The organism is Thiobacillus sp. (assembly GCF_030696885.1).
Lineage (GTDB): Bacteria > Pseudomonadota > Gammaproteobacteria > Burkholderiales > Thiobacillaceae > Thiobacillus.
This window is the reverse complement of sequence record NZ_JAUYRI010000005.1, coordinates 178434-196163: the sequence shown is the minus strand read 5'-3', so window position 1 is coordinate 196163 and position 17730 is coordinate 178434. Positions and strand designations below refer to the sequence as shown.

General features: G+C 65.5%; 16 protein-coding genes and 1 tRNA gene. 4 read left to right on the top strand and 13 right to left on the bottom strand.

What is annotated here, in order from left to right; translation table 11 throughout:
- Positions 1-14: 14 nt before the first annotated feature.
- From Q8R61_RS02005 to Q8R61_RS01975, 8 genes are all read right to left on the bottom strand, one after another.
- The gene (locus tag Q8R61_RS02005; RefSeq protein ID WP_305533668.1) at positions 15-1376 is read right to left on the bottom strand and encodes a malic enzyme-like NAD(P)-binding protein; all 1362 of its coding nucleotides are present in this window, start codon (positions 1374-1376) and stop codon (positions 15-17) included.
- Between the two features lie 80 nt (positions 1377-1456).
- Entirely contained in the window at positions 1457-2167 is a 711-nt protein-coding gene (locus tag Q8R61_RS02000) for an RNA polymerase sigma factor FliA (RefSeq protein WP_305533666.1), read from the bottom strand.
- Complete coding sequence (locus Q8R61_RS01995) at positions 2157-2846, bottom strand: hypothetical protein (protein ID WP_305533664.1); 690 nt, start codon at positions 2844-2846, stop codon at positions 2157-2159. Before Q8R61_RS01995 ends, Q8R61_RS02000 begins: the two co-directional genes overlap by 11 nt.
- Complete coding sequence (gene flhF, locus Q8R61_RS01990) at positions 2836-3954, bottom strand: flagellar biosynthesis protein FlhF (RefSeq protein ID WP_305533662.1); 1119 nt, start codon at positions 3952-3954, stop codon at positions 2836-2838. Before flhF ends, Q8R61_RS01995 begins: the two co-directional genes overlap by 11 nt.
- Complete coding sequence (flhA, locus tag Q8R61_RS01985) at positions 3951-6005, bottom strand: flagellar biosynthesis protein FlhA (RefSeq protein WP_305533898.1); 2055 nt, start codon at positions 6003-6005, stop codon at positions 3951-3953. Before flhA ends, flhF begins: the two co-directional genes overlap by 4 nt.
- A 20-nt stretch (positions 6006-6025) precedes the next feature.
- Entirely contained in the window at positions 6026-6913 is an 888-nt protein-coding gene (locus Q8R61_RS01980) for an EscU/YscU/HrcU family type III secretion system export apparatus switch protein (protein WP_305533660.1), read from the bottom strand.
- Positions 6914-7103: 190 nt separating this feature from the next.
- Complete coding sequence (locus Q8R61_RS14920) at positions 7104-7277, bottom strand: DUF6538 domain-containing protein (protein ID WP_371133536.1); 174 nt, start codon at positions 7275-7277, stop codon at positions 7104-7106.
- A gap of 50 nt (positions 7278-7327) precedes the next feature.
- A tRNA-Ser gene (locus Q8R61_RS01975) sits at positions 7328-7417 on the bottom strand.
- A 112-nt stretch (positions 7418-7529) separates the two neighbouring features.
- On the opposite strand from Q8R61_RS01975, the gene mltF reads away from it, so the two are divergent.
- On the top strand, positions 7530-8900 hold the full coding sequence (gene mltF, locus Q8R61_RS01970; RefSeq protein ID WP_305533658.1) for a membrane-bound lytic murein transglycosylase MltF: 1371 nt from the start codon (positions 7530-7532) through the stop codon (positions 8898-8900).
- 6 nt (positions 8901-8906) lie between these two features.
- Here mltF and serS read toward each other — a convergent pair whose 3' ends face one another.
- The 5 genes from serS to smc form a co-directional block, all read right to left on the bottom strand.
- Positions 8907-10217 (bottom strand): serine--tRNA ligase, encoded by a 1311-nt coding sequence (gene serS / locus Q8R61_RS01965; RefSeq protein WP_305533656.1) that lies wholly within the window; start codon positions 10215-10217, stop codon positions 8907-8909.
- A gap of 60 nt (positions 10218-10277) precedes the next feature.
- On the bottom strand, positions 10278-10583 hold the full coding sequence (locus tag Q8R61_RS01960) for a HigA family addiction module antitoxin (RefSeq protein WP_305533654.1): 306 nt from the start codon (positions 10581-10583) through the stop codon (positions 10278-10280).
- Between the two features lie 12 nt (positions 10584-10595).
- On the bottom strand, positions 10596-10874 hold the full coding sequence (locus Q8R61_RS01955; protein WP_305533652.1) for a type II toxin-antitoxin system RelE/ParE family toxin: 279 nt from the start codon (positions 10872-10874) through the stop codon (positions 10596-10598).
- Positions 10875-11053: 179 nt separating this feature from the next.
- On the bottom strand, positions 11054-11290 hold the full coding sequence (locus tag Q8R61_RS01950) for a type II toxin-antitoxin system ParD family antitoxin (protein WP_305533650.1): 237 nt from the start codon (positions 11288-11290) through the stop codon (positions 11054-11056).
- A 41-nt stretch (positions 11291-11331) separates the two neighbouring features.
- Positions 11332-14829: a chromosome segregation protein SMC gene (smc, locus tag Q8R61_RS01945; RefSeq protein WP_305533648.1), complete on the bottom strand. Its 3498-nt coding sequence runs from the start codon at positions 14827-14829 to the stop codon at positions 11332-11334.
- Positions 14830-14947: 118 nt separating this feature from the next.
- On the opposite strand from smc, the gene queF reads away from it, so the two are divergent.
- The 3 genes from queF to Q8R61_RS01930 all read left to right on the top strand — a co-directional run bounded on the left by queF (position 14948) and on the right by Q8R61_RS01930 (position 17714).
- Entirely contained in the window at positions 14948-15367 is a 420-nt protein-coding gene (queF, locus tag Q8R61_RS01940) for a preQ(1) synthase (RefSeq protein ID WP_305533646.1), read from the top strand.
- Between the two features lie 102 nt (positions 15368-15469).
- Complete coding sequence (locus tag Q8R61_RS01935) at positions 15470-16741, top strand: FGGY-family carbohydrate kinase (RefSeq protein WP_305533644.1); 1272 nt, start codon at positions 15470-15472, stop codon at positions 16739-16741.
- A gap of 136 nt (positions 16742-16877) precedes the next feature.
- On the top strand, positions 16878-17714 hold the full coding sequence (locus Q8R61_RS01930) for an N-acetylmuramoyl-L-alanine amidase (protein ID WP_305533642.1): 837 nt from the start codon (positions 16878-16880) through the stop codon (positions 17712-17714).
- The last annotated feature ends 16 nt before the right edge of the window (positions 17715-17730 follow it).

The following is a 17730-nucleotide window of genomic DNA, read 5'->3' as shown; positions in this document are numbered from 1 at the left end:
GGGGGAGCGTAGGCTTAACGGCGCCGGGTGGGCACCGGGGTTTTTTTCGCCACGGCTTTTTTAGCTGTGGTTTTCTTTGCTGTAGTTTTCTTCGTCACAGTTTTCTTCATCGCGACTTTTTTCACGGCAGCTTTTTTCGCCCTGGTTGTCTTGCCCGTGGCGTTCTTCGGCTTGACCGTGGCCGCCTTCGCCACCGCCTGCGGCACTCGCTGCGCCAGACGCGGATCGAAGGGTTTGGGCAGGATGTAGTCGGGGCCGAATTTCAGCTGGGTGAGCTTGTAGGCCTTCAGCACCGTAGCCGGCACCCGCTCGCGCGCCAGTCCGGCCAGTGCATGCACCGCGGCGATCAGCATGGCTTCGGTGATCTGCTTCGCGCGCGCGTCGAGCGCGCCGCGGAAGATGAAGGGGAAACCCAGCACGTTGTTGACCTGGTTGGGGTAATCCGAGCGTCCGGTCGCCATGATCAGGTCGCTGCGCGCGGCCTTGGCCTTCTCAGGCAGGATTTCCGGATTGGGGTTGGCGAGCGCGAACACCACCGGCTTGGCGGCCATGGACTTCACCATCGCCGGGCTGACCAGGTTGGCGCCCGACACGCCGATGAAGGCATCGGCCCCGGTCATCGCATCGGCCAGCGTGCGCAGTTGGGTCTGGCGCGCGTAGGCCTTTTTAAAACTGTTGAGATCGCTGCGGCCCTTGTGCACCACGCCCTTCGAATCGACCAGCAGGATATTGGATTTTTTCGCGCCCATTGCGACCAGCAGGTTGAGCGAGGCGATGCCTGCCGCACCGGCGCCCAGACAGACGATTTTCGCGGCTTCCAGCGTCTTGCCCTGCACCTGGAGCGCGTTGATCAGGCCGGCGCAGATGATGACTGCGGTGCCGTGCTGGTCGTCGTGGAACACCGGGATGTCGAGCGACTTCTTCAGCGCGGCTTCGATCTCGAAGCAGTGCGGCGCGGCGATGTCCTCGAGGTTGATACCGCCGAAGGTGGGGGCGATCGCTTCCACCACCTTGATGAATTCCTGCGGCGTCTTCGCGTTGACTTCGATGTCATAGACGTCGATGCCGGCGAACTGCTTGAACAGCACGCCCTTGCCTTCCATCACCGGCTTGGCGGCGAGCGGCCCGAGGTTGCCAAGGCCGAGGATGGCGGTGCCGTCGGTGATCACCGCGACCAGGTTGCCCTTGTTGGTGTAGTCATAGGCCGTCTTCGGATTGCGGGCGATTTCCAGCACCGGCTGCGCCACCCCGGGGGTATAGGCGAGCGACAGATCTTCCTGGGTGGAACAGGGCTTGGACGATTCGACCGAAAGCTTGCCGGGTTTCGGCAGGCGGTGGTATGCGAGGGCTTTTTTCTTGAGGTCGGCTTGGCTCATGGATGGCGATGCGAGCAGGATGAACAAGCCGTCATTATCGCGGATTTATTCGCGTTCCGCCCTGCGGGGCGCTGCTGCCATCAGTCTTTCCATATTTTCAGCTGGGCCCGCAGACGCGCCACGGCCTGCGAGTGCAACTGGCACACGCGCGATTCGGACACGCCGAGCACGGCACCGATTTCCTTCAGGTTCATGTCCTGCTCGTAGTACATGCCCATCATGCTGCGCTCGCGCTCGGGCAGATGATGGATCGCGGCGATCAGGCCCTCGCGGAAGCCGGCATCCTCCAGCACCGAGAGCGGGTCGTTGCTGCCGTCGACCAGATAGCGCTCGAGGAAACTGGCGCTGTCTTCATCCGAGAAGTCCTCGTAATACAGCAGCTGCGAACATTTCACGTCGCCCAGCATCGACTGGTACTGGTCGATCGGCATGCCCAGCTCGGCGGAAATTTCCTGTTCGGTGGGCGACTTCCCGTTGCGCTGCTCCAGCCGGTGGATGGCCGATTCGATCTGGCGTGATTTCTGGCGCACGTGGCGCGGCAGCCAGTCGGCCTCGCGCAACTCGTCAAGCATGGCGCCGCGAATGCGCTGCGTGGCATAGGATTCGAACTGGGCACCCTGGGTGCCGTCGAAGCGGCCGACCGCGTCCAGCAGGCCGATCAGCCCGACCTGAATGAGGTCGTCGACTTCGACGCTGGCGGGCAGGCGCGCCATCATGTGGTACGCGATGCGCTTGACCAGCGGTGCGTACTTGGTGACTTGTTCGTCTTGCGACGAGGGTTTAACCGCCATGATTCAAGGCCATGTTTCCTGAGCGTTCTGTTGGGGAGCGCGCCGCTGGGCGCGTCTCGTCGCCCGCCATTCTAACGGCAAGCGCGGCAAATGGCGCATCTTCGCGTGCCGCATCGAAAAGCACGCTCGTCATGGCCTGCCCGATAAAGTGGCAACACGCGGCCTGCACCTGTTCGCAGGCCGCTGCATCGCCCAGCAGGCCGATACGGGCGATGCCGCCCCGCTGCATCAGTGTCTTGATCAGCGCGTAGGCGTAGCGCATCGATTCATCGCTACGGCCGATTTCGACGACGGCGTCATGGACTGCGCCGGCCAGCAGAGCAGGCGCGGTGTCCGGGCGGCCGGCATCGAACAGCACCGGGTCGTAACCGGTTAGCCTGTCGCGCAAGCCCGCTTCATCGGCCGGCATGCCGGGCGCGACCCAGCCGCCGCCATAGGCCTGCGGCAGCCCGTGGAGCTGCCCGCGTTCGAGCTGGCGCTTCCAGTCGAACAGGCTGCGCGGCGCGGCGGCCTCGAACAGGCGGCCATTCAGATCGATCAGCAGGATGGTCCGGCCCAGCCGGTGCAGCGCGTGTGCCAGCCGGGTGCTGGCGTCAGGGGATTCGAAGAAACCGTGGATGCAGCGCAGCGGCTGGCGCGCCTTGCGCCGCCGCAGTCCGGCCGCCTGGTCAGCCTGCACGACGTTCCGTACGCTCGGCCTCGACGCCGGCAAACAGCGGCCAGTCCTCGGCGTCGAGTGCATACGGGGTGGCCAGCTGGCCGCCCTTCAGCGCGCGGTCGATCAGATAGGCGGCATTGGGGGCGTGCAGGTCTTCCGGCACCCGCTGGCCGCTGCTGAGATACGCCAGCGGCAGGCGGTGGCGTATCAGGCTGTCGAGCGCGGCCCCCGGCTGCGGGGTTTCGTCGAGCTTGGTCAGGATGCAGGCGGCTGCGCCCTGGCCGAAGTGTGCCATCGCCTGCTCGATCGCCGCGCCCTGCTGGGCGGCGGACATCACGACGATACGGCGCACCCCCAGCGCGTCGAGCGCATGCACGTCACGCGTGCGCGGATCGTTCGGCGCGAAGCCAGCGGTATCGATCAGCACCAGCTTTTTGGCCGCGAGCTCGGGCAGCAGCTGCGCCAGCCGGGCCGGATCGTCCGCGACATGCAGCGACACGTCGAGCAGGTCGGCATACACGCCAAGCTGCGCCGCCGCGCCGATGCGATAGGTATCGGCGCCCACCAGCGCCACGGCGCCGGCGCCGTGGACATCGACCGCGCGCGCGGCGAGCTTGGCGAGCGTGGTGGTCTTGCCTGAGCCGGTGGGGCCGACCAGCGCGTAACGCCCGCCTCGCGCCAGCAGATCGGCATCGCGTCCCAGCAGCGGCAGATTGCGGATCAGCACCTGGCGCAGCCAGCGTTGGGCGGCATCAGTGTCCAGTCCGCGCGGCAGGCGCGCCGCCAGCGTGCGGGCGAGCGCACTGCCGAAGCCGGCGGCGAACAGCGTTTGCAGCAGCGCCACCCGGACCGGGTCGCGTCGCCGGCCCGCGCCCCAGGCAAAACCGGCCAGCTGGTTTTGCAACATGCCGCGCAGCCGCGACAGCTCGTGCAGGATGCGCGAGCCGCTTGCGCTGTCTGCCACCTCACCCGCCGCCGCCACGGTCAGATCACCGTAGGCGCTGGCCACCAGTTCGACGCCCTGCGGATGCGGTCGCGTGGACAGCACCACGGCGTCGTCGCCGAGTTCGCGGCGAACGCGCGCCAGCCCTTCACGCGCATTCGCGGCGACGAATACCTGTACGCTCATGCCGCTTCTCCCATGCTCAGTTCCGTATTCACCCGCACCATTTTATCGGCAGGCACCTCGGCGTAGGCAATCACCGCCAGCCGCGGCTGATTGCGCCGCAGCAGCCGCGACAGCACGGCGCGCAAACCGGCCGAGGTCAGCAGCACCGGTGGATAACCGGCGCCTTCCTGTTCGGCCAGCGCGCGCTCGGCGGCCTGGTTCAGCGCCTCCAGCGTGGGCGGACTCAGCAGCGCTTCGCCTTCGTCGCCCATTTCGTTGAACAGGCGGGCTTCGGTCGCCGCCGCCAGCCCGATCACCTGCAGCGTATCGCTGCCCTCGAACAGGCGGTCGACGATGCTGCGGCCGAGCGCGGCGCGCACGGTTTCCAGCAGTTCGTCGATGGCCTGGCTACGGGGCGCGCGCGCCGCCAGCGTTTCGAACAGGGTGCGGGTGTCGCGGATCGAGACGTTTTCCGCGATCAATTGCTGCAGCACTGTCTGCACCGTGGTCAGCGGCAAATGACGCGGCGTCACGTCCTCGACCAGTCCCGGGTGCGTGCGCGCCAGCGTGTCGAGCAACTGCTGCACTTCGGTGCGCCCGAGGAGCTCCGGCGCGTGCTGGCGGAACACCGCCTCGACCTGGCGCGCGATCAGCTCGGCCGGCTCCAGCACCACAAAGCCACGCAATTCGGCTTCCTCCTCGCGTCCGGCTTCGATCCAGATGCCCGGCAGCCCGGTCAGCGGATCGGCGCCCGGCGTGCCGTCGAGTTTGCCCAGCACGTCGCCCATATCCACCGCCAGCACCTGGCCGGTCGGCATTTCGCCGTGTGCCACGACCACGCCCTTGAGCGTGATGCGATAACTATTGGGCTTGAGTTCGAGGTTGTCGCGCACGCGAATGAGCGGCACCACCAGGCCCATGTCGGCGGCAAAATGGCGGCGCGACTCGGTGATTCGCGCCAGCGCCGCGCCGCCCTGGTTGCGGTCGACCAGCGGAATCAGCCGGTAGCCGACTTCGAGCGCCAGCACGTCGACCGGCGGAATGTCGTCCCAGGTGACATCGAGTGGTGCGGGCAACTCCTCGATCGGTTCCAGCAGCGGCGTGTCCGCAAGCACTGCACGCTGGCGTCGCAGCAGCCATCCCCCCAGTCCGCCCAGCACCACGGCAATGGTCAAAAAGGCCAGATGCGGCGTGCCTGGAATCAGGCCCAGTACCCCCAGCACGACGGCGGCGATGAACAGCGTCTGCGGACGGCCGAAAATCTGGGTGGAAAACTCGCGCGACAGATCCTGTTCGCTCGACGCACGGCTGACCACGATGCCCGCCGCGGTCGAAATGATCAGCGCCGGAATCTGCGTCACCAGACCGTCGCCCACGGTCAGCAACGCATAGCGCCCGAGCGCCTCGGTCAGCCCCAGGTCATGCTGGAACAGCCCGACCAGCACGCCGCCGACCAGATTCACCAGCAGAATGATGATGCCGGCGATCGCGTCGCCGCGCACGAACTTGGAGGCGCCGTCCATCGCGCCATAGAAATCTGCTTCGCGCCCGATGTCGGCACGCCGGGTGCGCGCTTCGGACTCGTTGATGAAGCCGGCGTTGAGGTCGGCGTCCACCGCCAGCTGCTTGCCCGGCATCGAGTCCAGCGTGAAGCGTGCCGCCACCTCGGCGATGCGCCCGGCGCCCTTGGTGATGACGACGAAGTTGATGATGACCAGGATCAGGAACACCACGAAGCCGACGACGTAGTTGCCGCCGACCAGGAAGTTGCCGAAGGATTCGATCACCTTGCCCGCCGCGTCTGGCCCGGTGTGTCCCTCCATCAGGATGATGCGGGTGGACGCGACGTTGAGCGACAGGCGCAGCAGTGTGGTCAGCAGCAGCACCGTGGGAAACACCGAGAAATCCAGCGGCCGCCGTGCGTTCAGGCTCACCAGCATCACGATCATCGCCAGCGCGATGTTGAGCGTGAACAGCACATCGAGCATGAAGGTCGGCAGCGGCAGGATCATCATCGCCAGGATCAGCAGCACCAGCAGCGGCACCGCCAGCCGGTTCAACGGCATGCCCATCACCATCACGCCCTGCCCGTTCACCCGATCACCTCGTTAATCGATGTGGGCCTGGCGTTTGTCCCCTCTCCCCCAGGGAGATAACCAGCGACTTGCCCGCTCGCGGGCTTAGTCGATTGGCCAGTCGTCTCATCAGGGTTAGGGTGAGGGCGCGCCATGGCCCCGGCGTTCGCCCCCTGCCCCGACTGCTGCTGGCGCTCACGCATCTGCGCCCGCATTTCCGGGCTGCCCTCGGCTTCGCGTGCCTCGGCCAGCACCTCCTGCCAGGTCATTGCATGGCGGCGCAGGTAGCGCCACCAGCGCCAACCGGCATCCAGCGCGGCAATCACCGTCAGCGCCGCGGCCAGCGCCAGCACGCCACGCCCGACCCATGCGGCGGCCGGTGCCAGCATAGCGTCGGCAGACTGGCCATGCAGCGCGAGCCATTCGCCCGTCAGCACCCAGCCGACCGCGGCCCCGACCAGCGCGAGCTTCAGCAGCACCAGCCCGCCATCGAACCAGGCATCGGCAGAAAACAGCCGGACCAGCGGTTTGAAAGGATGGACCCGGCTCAAATCGGCCTGCGCGCGCTGCGGCGCATAGACCCAGCCGGAGAGCAGCATTGGCGCTACCAGCGCGGCGACAAAAATGACCGCCAGCAAGGGCACCAGCACCCACAGCACGGTCTGGAGCGATTCGAGAAAAGTCGGGGAAAGCGGATGGGCGCCCGGGGCGAACGCCGCTTCGAGCAGGGATTGCAGGGACTGCAACAGGCGCGGCGCCAGCCAGCTCAGCGCGCCCAGCGCCGACAGCAGGACCGCCCACGCGGCAAATTCGGCTGAACGCGGCACATCGCCCGCATTGCGCGCCTCTTGCAGGCGCCGCGGGCTTGCCGGTTCGGTACGCGAAAGGTCTGACTCCTCGGCCATGCTTGTCTCAGGTTTTGCGGGAGTCTAGCACGATGCGGGGATGGCTTTTTCGCACCTGCCGCAACCGGCAGGCCGAAATCCGGGGAGGATCGGGACATCGACTGCCGAGAAGAATTGGGATGGCCGAGGGGAGGTTCAAATATGCTCTGACTTTGTATCGACAGAATCCAGGATTTCGTCAGGACTGTTTTTAGTCTTGGGTAAAGAGTGAGCAGCGAAACTCCGTTAGACCAGAAAGGGCCGGACGCAGTCGTGCAGGGATGGCGATGCGGAAACAGAAGATTCCACCGCGGGAGAACAGATATGACGGGGTACACAGGTCCAACGCTCCATAAGCTTTGGACCACTTCTTTGTACCACCCACATGATGGCCTACTGAATTTTGTTACTTATTTTCAGTAGGTTAATAAATATTGGCGGAGAGGGTGGGATTCGAACCCACGGTAGGCTTGCACCTACGCCTGATTTCGAGTCAGGTACATTCGACCACTCTGCCACCTCTCCGGCGGCGCGTATTGTACCCGAGACGTGCGCCTCACTGGACGAAAATTTCACTCTCGGTCAGACTGCGCTCATGCCGGTCATAAGAAAAACGGCGCACATCGGAAGAGGCTTGGTGCTGGTGCTGTATTTGGCACTGGCCGCTTGCAGCCGCCCGGTACCGCCGCCCGAAGTCACGGGGGAATTGTGGGTAGGAACCCGCAACAGCCCGGCTTCCTACTATATCGGTGCCAATGGCGAGCCGGCCGGATTCGAGCATGACCTGATCCAGTCCTTCGCGCGTTCGCAGAACTGGTCGCTGAACTGGACCATCAAGAACCGTCCCGAATCCCTGTTCGAACTGCTCGACAGCAACCACATCCACCTGGTCGCCGCCATCCTGCCGCAAACCGTGGTGAAGGACCGCCACCTGATCTCCGGCCCAGTGCTGTTCGAGACGCCGATCCATATCGTGTACCGCACTCGCGAACGGCGGCCGCGCAGCATGGCCGAACTGGAAGACAAGAGGCTGGCGCTGATCATCGGCTCCGGTCACACCCCCGTCCTGATGCGGCAAAAGCGCAAGTACCCGGGAATTTCCTGGGCAGCGCTGGAAAACGTCTGGCCGGAAGAACTGCTGGCGCAACTGCAGGCAGGCCAGTACGACGCGGTGGTGATCAGCGGCATGGATTTCGATCCGATGCGCAGCCTCTACCCCGACCTCGGCGTGGCATTCGATATCGGCGACACGCAAAAAATCGTGTGGGCGCTGCCGCCCCGCAGTTCGCAGGCGATGCGCAATGCGCTCGCGCGTTATGTCGAACAGGCGCGCAAGGACGGCACCATCCGACGCATCCATGAACGTTATTTTGGTCATGTCAGGCGGCTCGACAGCAGCGACATCCTCGGCATCCTGCAGCGCCGTCCGCTGCGCCTGCCCGAGTTTCGCCGACATTTCCAGGAAGCGCAGACGCTGACCGGCATCGACTGGCGTCTGCTGGCCGCGATCGGTTATCAGGAGTCGCAGTGGAATCCGCTGGCGACTTCGCCGACCGGCGTGCGCGGACTGATGATGCTGACCGGGCAAACCGCTGACCGAATGGGTGTTTCGAACCGTCTCGATCCCCGCCAGAGCATCCTCGGCGGCGCACGCTATCTGGCCCTGATGAAAGACGCGCTGCCGGCTCGCATCGCCGAACCCGACCGCACCTGGCTGGCGCTGGCCGCCTACAACCAGGGTCAGGGACACATGGAAGATGCGCGCCGAATTGCGCAGGCGCGCGGCGGCAATCCGGACAGCTGGGCCGACGTCAAGGAAGCGCTGCCCTATCTGAGCCGCGGCACCTATTCAAACGTCACGCGATACGGCTACGCGCGCGGCGGCGAAGCGCTCCACTTTGCCGAGAACATCCGCAACTACTACGACATCCTGTTGCGGCTCGAACCGGCCTACGACCCGCTGATCAATCTGGGCAGCAAAGAGGACGCGCTGGGCACGCCGGGCTGAGCATGTTCAGACGGGCGTGAGTTTGGTGAGTTTTTCGGCGCCGCCCATCCACGGACGCAGCTCCTCGGGCACGGTCACGCTGCCGTCGGCGTTCTGGTAGTTCTCCAGGATTGCCACCAGCGTGCGCCCCACCGCCAGCCCCGACCCATTCAGCGTATGCAGCAGTTCCGGCTTGCTCTGCCCAGCCTTGAAACGCGCCTGCATGCGGCGCGCCTGGAAGGCCTCGAAGTTGGAGCACGAGGAAATTTCTCGGTAAGTGTTCTGCGCCGGCAGCCACACTTCGAGGTCGTAGGTCTTGGCCGACGAAAAGCCCATGTCGCCGCTGCACAAAGCCATCTTGCGGTACGGCAGGCCGAGCTTCTGCAGAATGGTTTCGGCATGTGCAGTCAAGCTTTCCAGCGCGGCGTAGGAATCTTCCGGACGCACCATCTGCACCAGTTCCACCTTGTCGAACTGATGCTGGCGAATCATGCCGCGGGTGTCGCGGCCGTAGGAGCCAGCCTCGGAACGGAAGCACGGCGTATGCGCGACGAACTTCAGCGGCAGCGCGTCGGCGGCCACGATCTCGTCGCGCAGCAGGTTGGTCACCGGCACTTCGGCGGTGGGAATCAGATAGAGCGTGTCGGCGTCCGTGCACTCTTCACCGGCATGGCGCGGGACGTGGAACAGGTCTTCCTCGAACTTCGGCAACTGGCCGGTACCGCGCATCGAATCGGCGTTCACCAGATAAGGCACATAAACTTCGGTGTAGCCGTGTTCCGCCGTATGCACGTCGAGCATGAACTGCGCGAGCGCGCGATGCAGCCGTGCCAGCGGGCCCTTCATCACGGAAAAGCGGCTGCCGGTGATCTTGACCGCCGCCGCGAAGTCGAGCTGGCCCAGGCCTTCGCCGAGGTCGACGTGGTCACGTACCGGGAAATCGAAAGCCCTCGGCGTACTCCAGCGGCTCACTTCGACGTTGGCGGTCTCGTCCTTGCCGTCCGCCACCGATTCGTGCGGCAGGTTGGGAATATCCATCAGGAATTTGTTGAGCTCAGTTTGCAGTTCGGCCAGGCGGGTTTCGAGGTCTTTCAGTTCGTCGCCCAGTCCCGCCACTTCGGCCATCACTGCCGTGGTGTCCTCGCCCTTGCCCTTCAACATGCCGATCTGTTTCGACAGCGTGTTGCGTCGGCTCTGCGCATCCTGCGTGCGGGTCTGGAACACCTTGCGTGCGCCCTCGAGCTCTTCGAAGTACGCCGTATTAAACACAAAACCACGCGCCGCCAGGCGCTCGGCTACGAGGGCTGCGTCTTTTCGCAGCAACTGGATATCAAGCATGGGAATTCAAATCAATTAAAGCAAAAAGGGATTGTCCACGAAAGATTTCGTCCACGGCACTCAGGCCGCAGCGCGATCAGGTGACCAAGGATGGATTTTATCCAGCTCGTCAGCCAACGCATCCTTCGTCATTCCCATGTCGTAACGCGCCTGGCCGCGCAGCCAGTAGCCCTCGGACAAACCGAAGAACCGGCACAGCCGCAAATCGGTATCAGCCGTGACCGACCGGCGACCAGCCACGATTTCACCGATGCGCTGCGGCGGCACGCCGATTTCCTTGGCCAGTCGATACTGGCTGAGGCCCATCGGCTTCAGAAATTCCTCCAGCAGGATTTCGCCGGGATGAATCGGGGAGAGTTTCTTCATCGCACAAGCTCCTCAGTGATAATCGACAATTTCCACATCCAGCGCCTGTCCGGGTTCAAAGCGGAAGCACACACGCCACTGGTCGTTGATGCGGATGCTCCATTGTCCTTTGCGGCCGCCCTTCAAGGCTTCCAGACGGTTTTGCGGGGGAATGCGCAAATCCTCAATGCGCTCCGTCCATTCCAGTTGTTCCAGCTTGCGCCGGGCGACACGTTCGATGTTGACGAAGCGAGGCACCCGCTTGCGCTCGAACAGTGCCTGGGTGTCGCGGCAGCGAAACGACTGGATCATGTTTTAATCGTAACGCGTTGCGTGATTAACGTCCAGCGTGAATACGCATCAAGCCGTGCTCCAGGTTCCGTCCGCGTGTTTATGCGCCCGCGCCACTGTGCCGAGCTGGCCGGGCAGATCGGCGCTCATGGGGGTTCAGACCTGCGCTTGAATTACATGCGGGTTGAAGGACCAGACATTCACGCGGCGCGTCCATTCACGCGGCGACGCAACCCCTCGAAATATGCAGCATCTGCGGGGACAGCCGTCGCGGAGGCCGCCCCTTCAAGCAGCAGGCCGCGTAAATGACGGCATTCCTGATCCCTGCGGATCAGTTCGCGCACGTATTCGCTGCGGGTACCGCAGCCGCGTTGCGAGACCTGTTCGTCGACAAAGGTCTTGAGAGCGTCGGGCAGGGAAATCTTCATCGTGTTCATGTAACCACTGCCTGGCAGTTTGGCAGGGCGCTTGCGCACGCTCAAGCCGCCTCGACCATCCCCACCGCCTCTTCCACGTCCACCGCCACAATGCGCGACACGCCCGGCTCCTGCATGGTGACGCCGGCGAGGTGCTGGGCCATTTCCATGGTGACGCGGTTGTGGGTGATGAAAAGGAACTGGGTGTGGTCGGACATCGCCTTGACCAGGTTGCAGTAGCGCTCGGTGTTGGCGTCGTCGAGCGGCGCGTCGACCTCGTCGAGCAGGCAGAACGGCGCCGGGTTGAGCTTGAACATGGCGAACACCAGCGACAGCGCGGTCAGCGTCTTCTCGCCGCCGGACAGCAGATGGATGGAGGCATTCTTCTTGCCGGGCGGCTGCGCAAACACCTGGACGCCTGCGTCCAGCAGCTCGTCACCGGTGAGGATGAGCCGGGCCTGGCCGCCGCCGAACAGCTTGGGGAACAGTTCGCCCATGTGCTGGTTGACGGTGTCGAAGGTCTCCTTCAGCCGCGTGCGCGACTCCTGGTCGATGCGGCGAATCGCGTCTTCCAGCGTGGTAACTGCTTCCAATAGATCGGCGCATTGTGCGGCGAGGTATTCGGCGCGTTCCTGCGCCTGGGTCAGTTCGTCGAGTGCGGCGAGGTTGACCGCGCCGAGCGCGGCGATCTCGTTTTGCAGGCGGCTGATCTCGCTCTGCAACTGCGACGGCCTGGGACTGTCGGCCAGACCCGATTCGAGGCTGGCCTCGTCGGCCGCCGCCTCGCGCAGCTGCAGTTCGAACTGCGACTGCATCAGCATCGCTTCCTGGTCTTTCAGCTTCAGCTGCTCGATGCTGCGCCGCAGCGGATCGAGCCCCTGCTCGCACGCCATGCGCGCTTCGTCGTGGCCGCGCAGCTGCGCGGTCAGGCCTTCCAGCGCGTCGCGCGCGGCGGCCAGCGCCGTTTCGGCTTCGGTCCGCGCGGTCAGCGCGAGCTGCAGTTCGGCGTCCAGCGCATCGGCAGGCAGACGCGTCAGCTCTTCGCGCGCCTGCGCCAGACGGGTTTCATCGTCGGCGATTTCCTGGTCGATGCGCGCCAGGGTGTCGGCCAGTTCCTTGATCTTGCTGGTGCAGGTGGTCAGCGCGAAGCCGGCTTCCTGATGCCGCCGCTCGGCCGCGCGCTGCAGTTCGCGCGCCTCGAACACCGCGCGGTCGGCCTGGTCGCGCGTCTGGCGCGCCGCGTAGAGCGCGTCGCGGGCAACTTCGCCTTGCGCTCGGTAGTCCTTGAGGCGATTTTCCAGCGTGTCGAGCGTGGCGCGCTCGGCCGTCTGCAGACGCGTGACTTCGTCGAGTTCCTGGGCAATCTGTGCGGCCCGGCTCTGCACCCGTTCCACCGCCTGCTGCAGGCGCAGCAGTTCCATCTGCGCGGTGTGGTGGCGGCTCTGCGTCTGGCCGGTCTGCGCGCGCAGCGCCTGGACCTCGCGCTGGCGCTCCATGTAGCGCTGCTGCGTCTCGGCGTAGGCGGCTTCGAGCGTGGTCACCTCGTCGCGCAGACGCACCGCATCGCTGGCCAGTCGTTCGAGTTCGCGCCCGCGCGCGAGGATGCCTTCGACCGCCGTGTGCGGGCCGTGGAAAGTGACGCTGTGGCGGGTGAACAGGTGGCCCTCGGGGGTGACCGCGTATTCGCCGGGCGCGAGGTTCGCCGCGCGGGTGCGTGCGGCAGCGGCGTCGTCGGCCCAGTAGACGCCGGTAAGCCAGTCGGCGAGCGCGGCGTGGGCGGCGGCATCGTCGCTGTCGATCTTGCTTGACAGCGATTCCGGCGCAGCCGCGGCTGCCGTGCCCTGCCCGGTCCATACGGTGAGCCGGGCCGGCGGCGCATCGGCGAACCAGTCGGGCGCAGCGTCGGCGGCCACCGCCTGCAGGCGTTCACGCAGCACCGCTTCGACCGCCGCTTCCCAGCCGGGGGCGACGGAGAGTTTTTCCCACAGGCGCGGCGCGCTATCGAGACCACGCTGACGCAACCAGCCGCCGAGCTTCTCATCGGCCTTCAGGCTTTCCTGCAGTTTCTTCAGCGCGGCGAGTTCGGCTTCGGTCTGGTGCAGCGTCTTGCGTGCGGCTTCGAGCTCGCGCGTGTGCTGCGCACGGGCGGCGTCGAGTTCGGGCAGCGCGGTCTCGGCGTCCTTCAGCCCGGTCTGCGCGGTGGCCAGTGTTTGCGCCAGCGACTCGAGCTCGACCTGTTTCTGCGCCAGGCCGGCCGCATCCGGGCGCGGCAGCTGCGCCTGTTCCTGCGCGAGCCGGCGCTGGCGTGCGTCCAGTTGTTCGAGCTGGCGCTTGGTGTGGCCGAGGCTGTTTTCGTCGACCTGGCGCGACTGATCGAGCTGCGACACCACGCGCTGCGCCTCGCCCACGCCTTGCTGTGCCTCGCGCAGCGCGGCTTCCTTCTGCGGCAGCGTGCTGTCGGTGGCCTGGCGCGCGGCGGCTTCGGCGTCGGTCAGCGCGGCCTCAAGCCCGGGTTGCTGCGCGGTGACTTCGCTCAGTGCGTCCGCAGTCGAGGCTCGGCGCGCCTGTTGCGATTCCATCCGCGTGCCCAGGTCCTGCACCTGACGATAGAGCCGGTCGCGGGTGGCATTCTGGTGCGCCATGGTCTGCTCGATGCGCGCGACTTCGGACTGCGCCTGGTAATACGTGGCCTGCGCGGTATTGAGCGTGTCCTGCCCGGCGAACTGGGTCTGGCGCGCGGTTTCGAGCTCGGATTCGATGTGGCGCAGACGCGCGGTTTCGGCTTCCAGCTTGTTCTGTGCCTCGACCAGATCCTTGTCGATGCGCGCGCGCTGCTGGGCGGCGTCGTGCTTCCTGGCGAACCACAGGCGATGCTGGGAAAACGTCAGATCGGCCTGCAGCTGCTTGTAGTGCTGGGCGACTTCGGCCTGCGCGGTGAGCTTCTCGACCTGAGTCCTGAGTTCGCGCTGGATGTCCTCGACGCGGTTCATGTTGTCGCGCGCGTCCTTCAGCCGGGCTTCGGTTTCCTTGCGGCGCTCCTTGTACTTCGACACGCCTGCGGCCTCTTCCAGATAGCCGCGCAGTTCTTCCGGCTTGGCCTCGATCAGGCGCGAAATCATGCCCTGCTCGATGATCGCGTAGGCGCGCGCACCGACGCCGGTGCCCAAAAAGAGGTCGGCAACGTCGCGCCGCCGCACCCGCATGTTGTTGATGTAGTAGGTGGAGTCGCCGCTGCGGTCGAGCACGCGCTTGACCGAGATCTCGGCGTATTGCGACCACTGGCCGGCGGCGCGGCCGAGCTCGTTGTTGAACGCCAGTTCGACCGACGCGCGTGACGCCGGCTTGCGCGTGCCCGATCCGTTGAAGATGACATCCTGCATGGTTTCGCCGCGCAGGTGCTTGGCCGACGATTCGCCGAGTACCCACCGCACCGCGTCGATGACGTTCGACTTGCCGCAGCCGTTCGGCCCCACGACGCCGGTCAGCTGCGCGGGGACGGGGATGACAGTGGGATCGACGAAACTCTTGAAACCGGCAAGTTTGATGTGGGTTAAACGCAAGACAGCGGACCTAAGCTTTTATAATAAGTGTCGTCTGATGAACGCGCCGCCGCTTTTTTAATGCATGCAGGTGGCAAGCGGCGTTCTGATTTTCGCCACATTCTACACCGAGCCCCGTATGCCCTCCACGCCCGCCAAGATCCTGGAAACCTTCCCCAACCCCAAAGTTGGACGTGACTTTCACATCCATATGGAAGTCCCTGAATTCACGTGTCTTTGCCCCAAGACCGGACAGCCGGATTTCGCCACGCTGATCCTCGACTACATCCCCGACAAAAGCTGCGTCGAACTGAAGAGCCTGAAGCTCTACATGTGGAGCTTCCGCGAGGAAGGGCATTTTCATGAAGACGTCACCAACCGCATCCTCGACGACCTGGTCAAGGCGACCAAGCCCCGGTTTATGAGATTGACCGCCAAGTTCTATGTGCGCGGCGGCATCTTTACCAATGTCGTGGCCGAACACCACAAGAAAGGCTGGAAGCCGGCCCCGCGCGTCGACCTCACGCAATTCGAACACCAGTCGAATACTCGCGGCTAAGTGGCTGATCATGCTGATTTCGCACCTGCGTGGCCTCTCGCTTCGCGGACTACATCCCGAAGCGGCCCCGTCGCAGGCGTGCAGCATTAACAGGTCCTAACCTTGTTTTTTCTCGGCATCGACTTCGGTACCAGCGGCGCGCGCAGTTGCGTCATCGATGCCGAAGGTGCGGTCGTTGCCGATGACGCGCGCGACTTCGGTACGCTGGCCGAATATGAACGCGCCGGCATCTGGCGCGAGGCGCTGTGGGACCTGGTCGCCGCGTTGCCGCCGGCGATCCGCACGCAACTCTCGGACATTGCGCTCGACGGCACCTCCGGTACCGTGCTCGCCTGCGACGAGACACTGGCGCCGCGCCACCCGCCGCTGCTCTACAACGACGACCGCGCAGTCGAAGAGGCTGCGCTGATCGCGAAAACTGCCACGCCGGGCCACCCGGCCGCGGCAGCAAGCTCGGGCCTCGCCAAGGTACTGTGGCTGAAAAAGCGACTCGGCCTGACCGGCGCGCGGCTCTACCTCAACCAGGCCGACTGGTTGTCGGGACTCTTGACCGGCCGGGTTGGCATGAGCGACTACCACAACGCCCTCAAGATGGGCCTCGACCTCGACGCGCTGAAGTGGCCGGCCTGGGTCGACTACCTGGCCGACGTCGACTACCTGCCGGTGCCGGTGCCGCCCGGCTCGCGGCTCGCCACCGTATCCCGGCCCCGCGCGCGCTATCTCGGCGTGAATCCCGGCTGCATGGTGCACGCCGGCACCACCGATTCGATCGCCGCCTTCCTGGCGGCCGGTGTGAGCCGGAGCGGCGACGCCGTCACCTCGCTCGGCAGCACCCTGGTGCTGAAGCTGTTGTCCGATACCCGGGTGGAATCGACCGAACACGGCGTCTACAGCCACTGGTTCGGCGAGCGCTGGCTGGCCGGCGGCGCCAGCAATGCCGGCGGCGCGGTGCTGCGGCAGTTTTTCGACGACCGCCAGTTGGCCGCACTCAGTGAACAGATCGATCCCGCGGTCGCCAGCCCGCTCGACTATCTGCCGCTGCCGCGCAGCGGCGAGCGCTTCCCGGTCAACGATCCCACGCTGGCGCCGCGCCTGACGCCACGCCCGCCCGATGACGCCGAATTCCTGCACGGCCTGCTGGAAAGCCTCGCCCGCATCGAGGCGCGCGGCTATCGCCTGCTGGCCGAACTCGGCGCCACGCCGGCGCGCCGGGTCGACACCGCCGGCGGCGGCGCCCGCAATCCGGTCTGGACCCGGATTCGCCAGCGCTTGCTGGGGGTGCCGGTGGCGCGCGCCGCCCACACCGAAGCCGCGTATGGCGCGGCCCTGCTGGCCCGCGACGGCGCGCAGTGTTTTGCCGCCCGCCCCGCCTAAACCCGCCATCTACAACTAAAGTTGTATATCAATCTGTAAAAGCATGGCCTAAGGTGGGGGCAGTCACCGTGCCGCCCCGGACACCGGATTCGTCTGCCCGCCCCGCGTTGTGGTGACCCGTTCGGGGGACACCACAATGAAAATACGCAATCACCGCCTGGCGCGGAACGATGGATCGGCGCTGGCCTATCGCGCCAGTCCGCATGTCGGCAGCAGCATTTCCCCCCGCTTCCTGATCCTTCATTACACCGCCGGCAGCAGCGTCGCCGGCACCGTCGCCTGGTTCTGCAGCCCGGCATCCCGCGTATCCGCCCACCTGGTCATCGCGCGCGACGGCGCAATCACCCAACTGGTGCCGTTCAACCGTGAGGCCTGGCATGCCGGCCAGTCGCGCTGGGGCAGCCTGTCCGGGCTCAACCGCCACAGCATCGGCATCGAGCTCGACAATGCCGGCTGCCTGATCCGTAGCGGCGGCAAATGGGTCTCCCCACTCACCCGCCGCAGTTACCCCGACAGTGAAGTCACCGTCTGCTGCCACCGCAACGATCCGCCCGGCACCCTGCCCTGCGGCTGGCACGCCTACACCCCGGCGCAGATCGAAGCCACGCTGGAATGCGGCATGGCCCTGGTCAACCAATACGGCCTCGCCGACGTGCTGGGGCACGACGACATCGCGCCCGGCCGCAAGCGCGACCCGGGTCCGGATTTCCCGCTCGATTCGGTACGCGCGCGCCTCTTGGGACGCGGCGACGACCATGCAGAACGCTACCGCACCACCGCCCGGCTCTATGTGCGGAGCGGCGCCGGCCCGGACTTCTCGGCCCTGCCGGGCACGCCGCTGCCACCCGCAACCGAGGTCGAGGTGTTGGCCAAGCGGGGGCTCTGGTGGGAGGTCGATGTCGTCGGCGAGGTCAACGGCGTGATGGACATCGTCGGCTGGTGCCACAGCAAATACCTGGAAGCCGCCCTCTGATGGAACCTCTAACCAT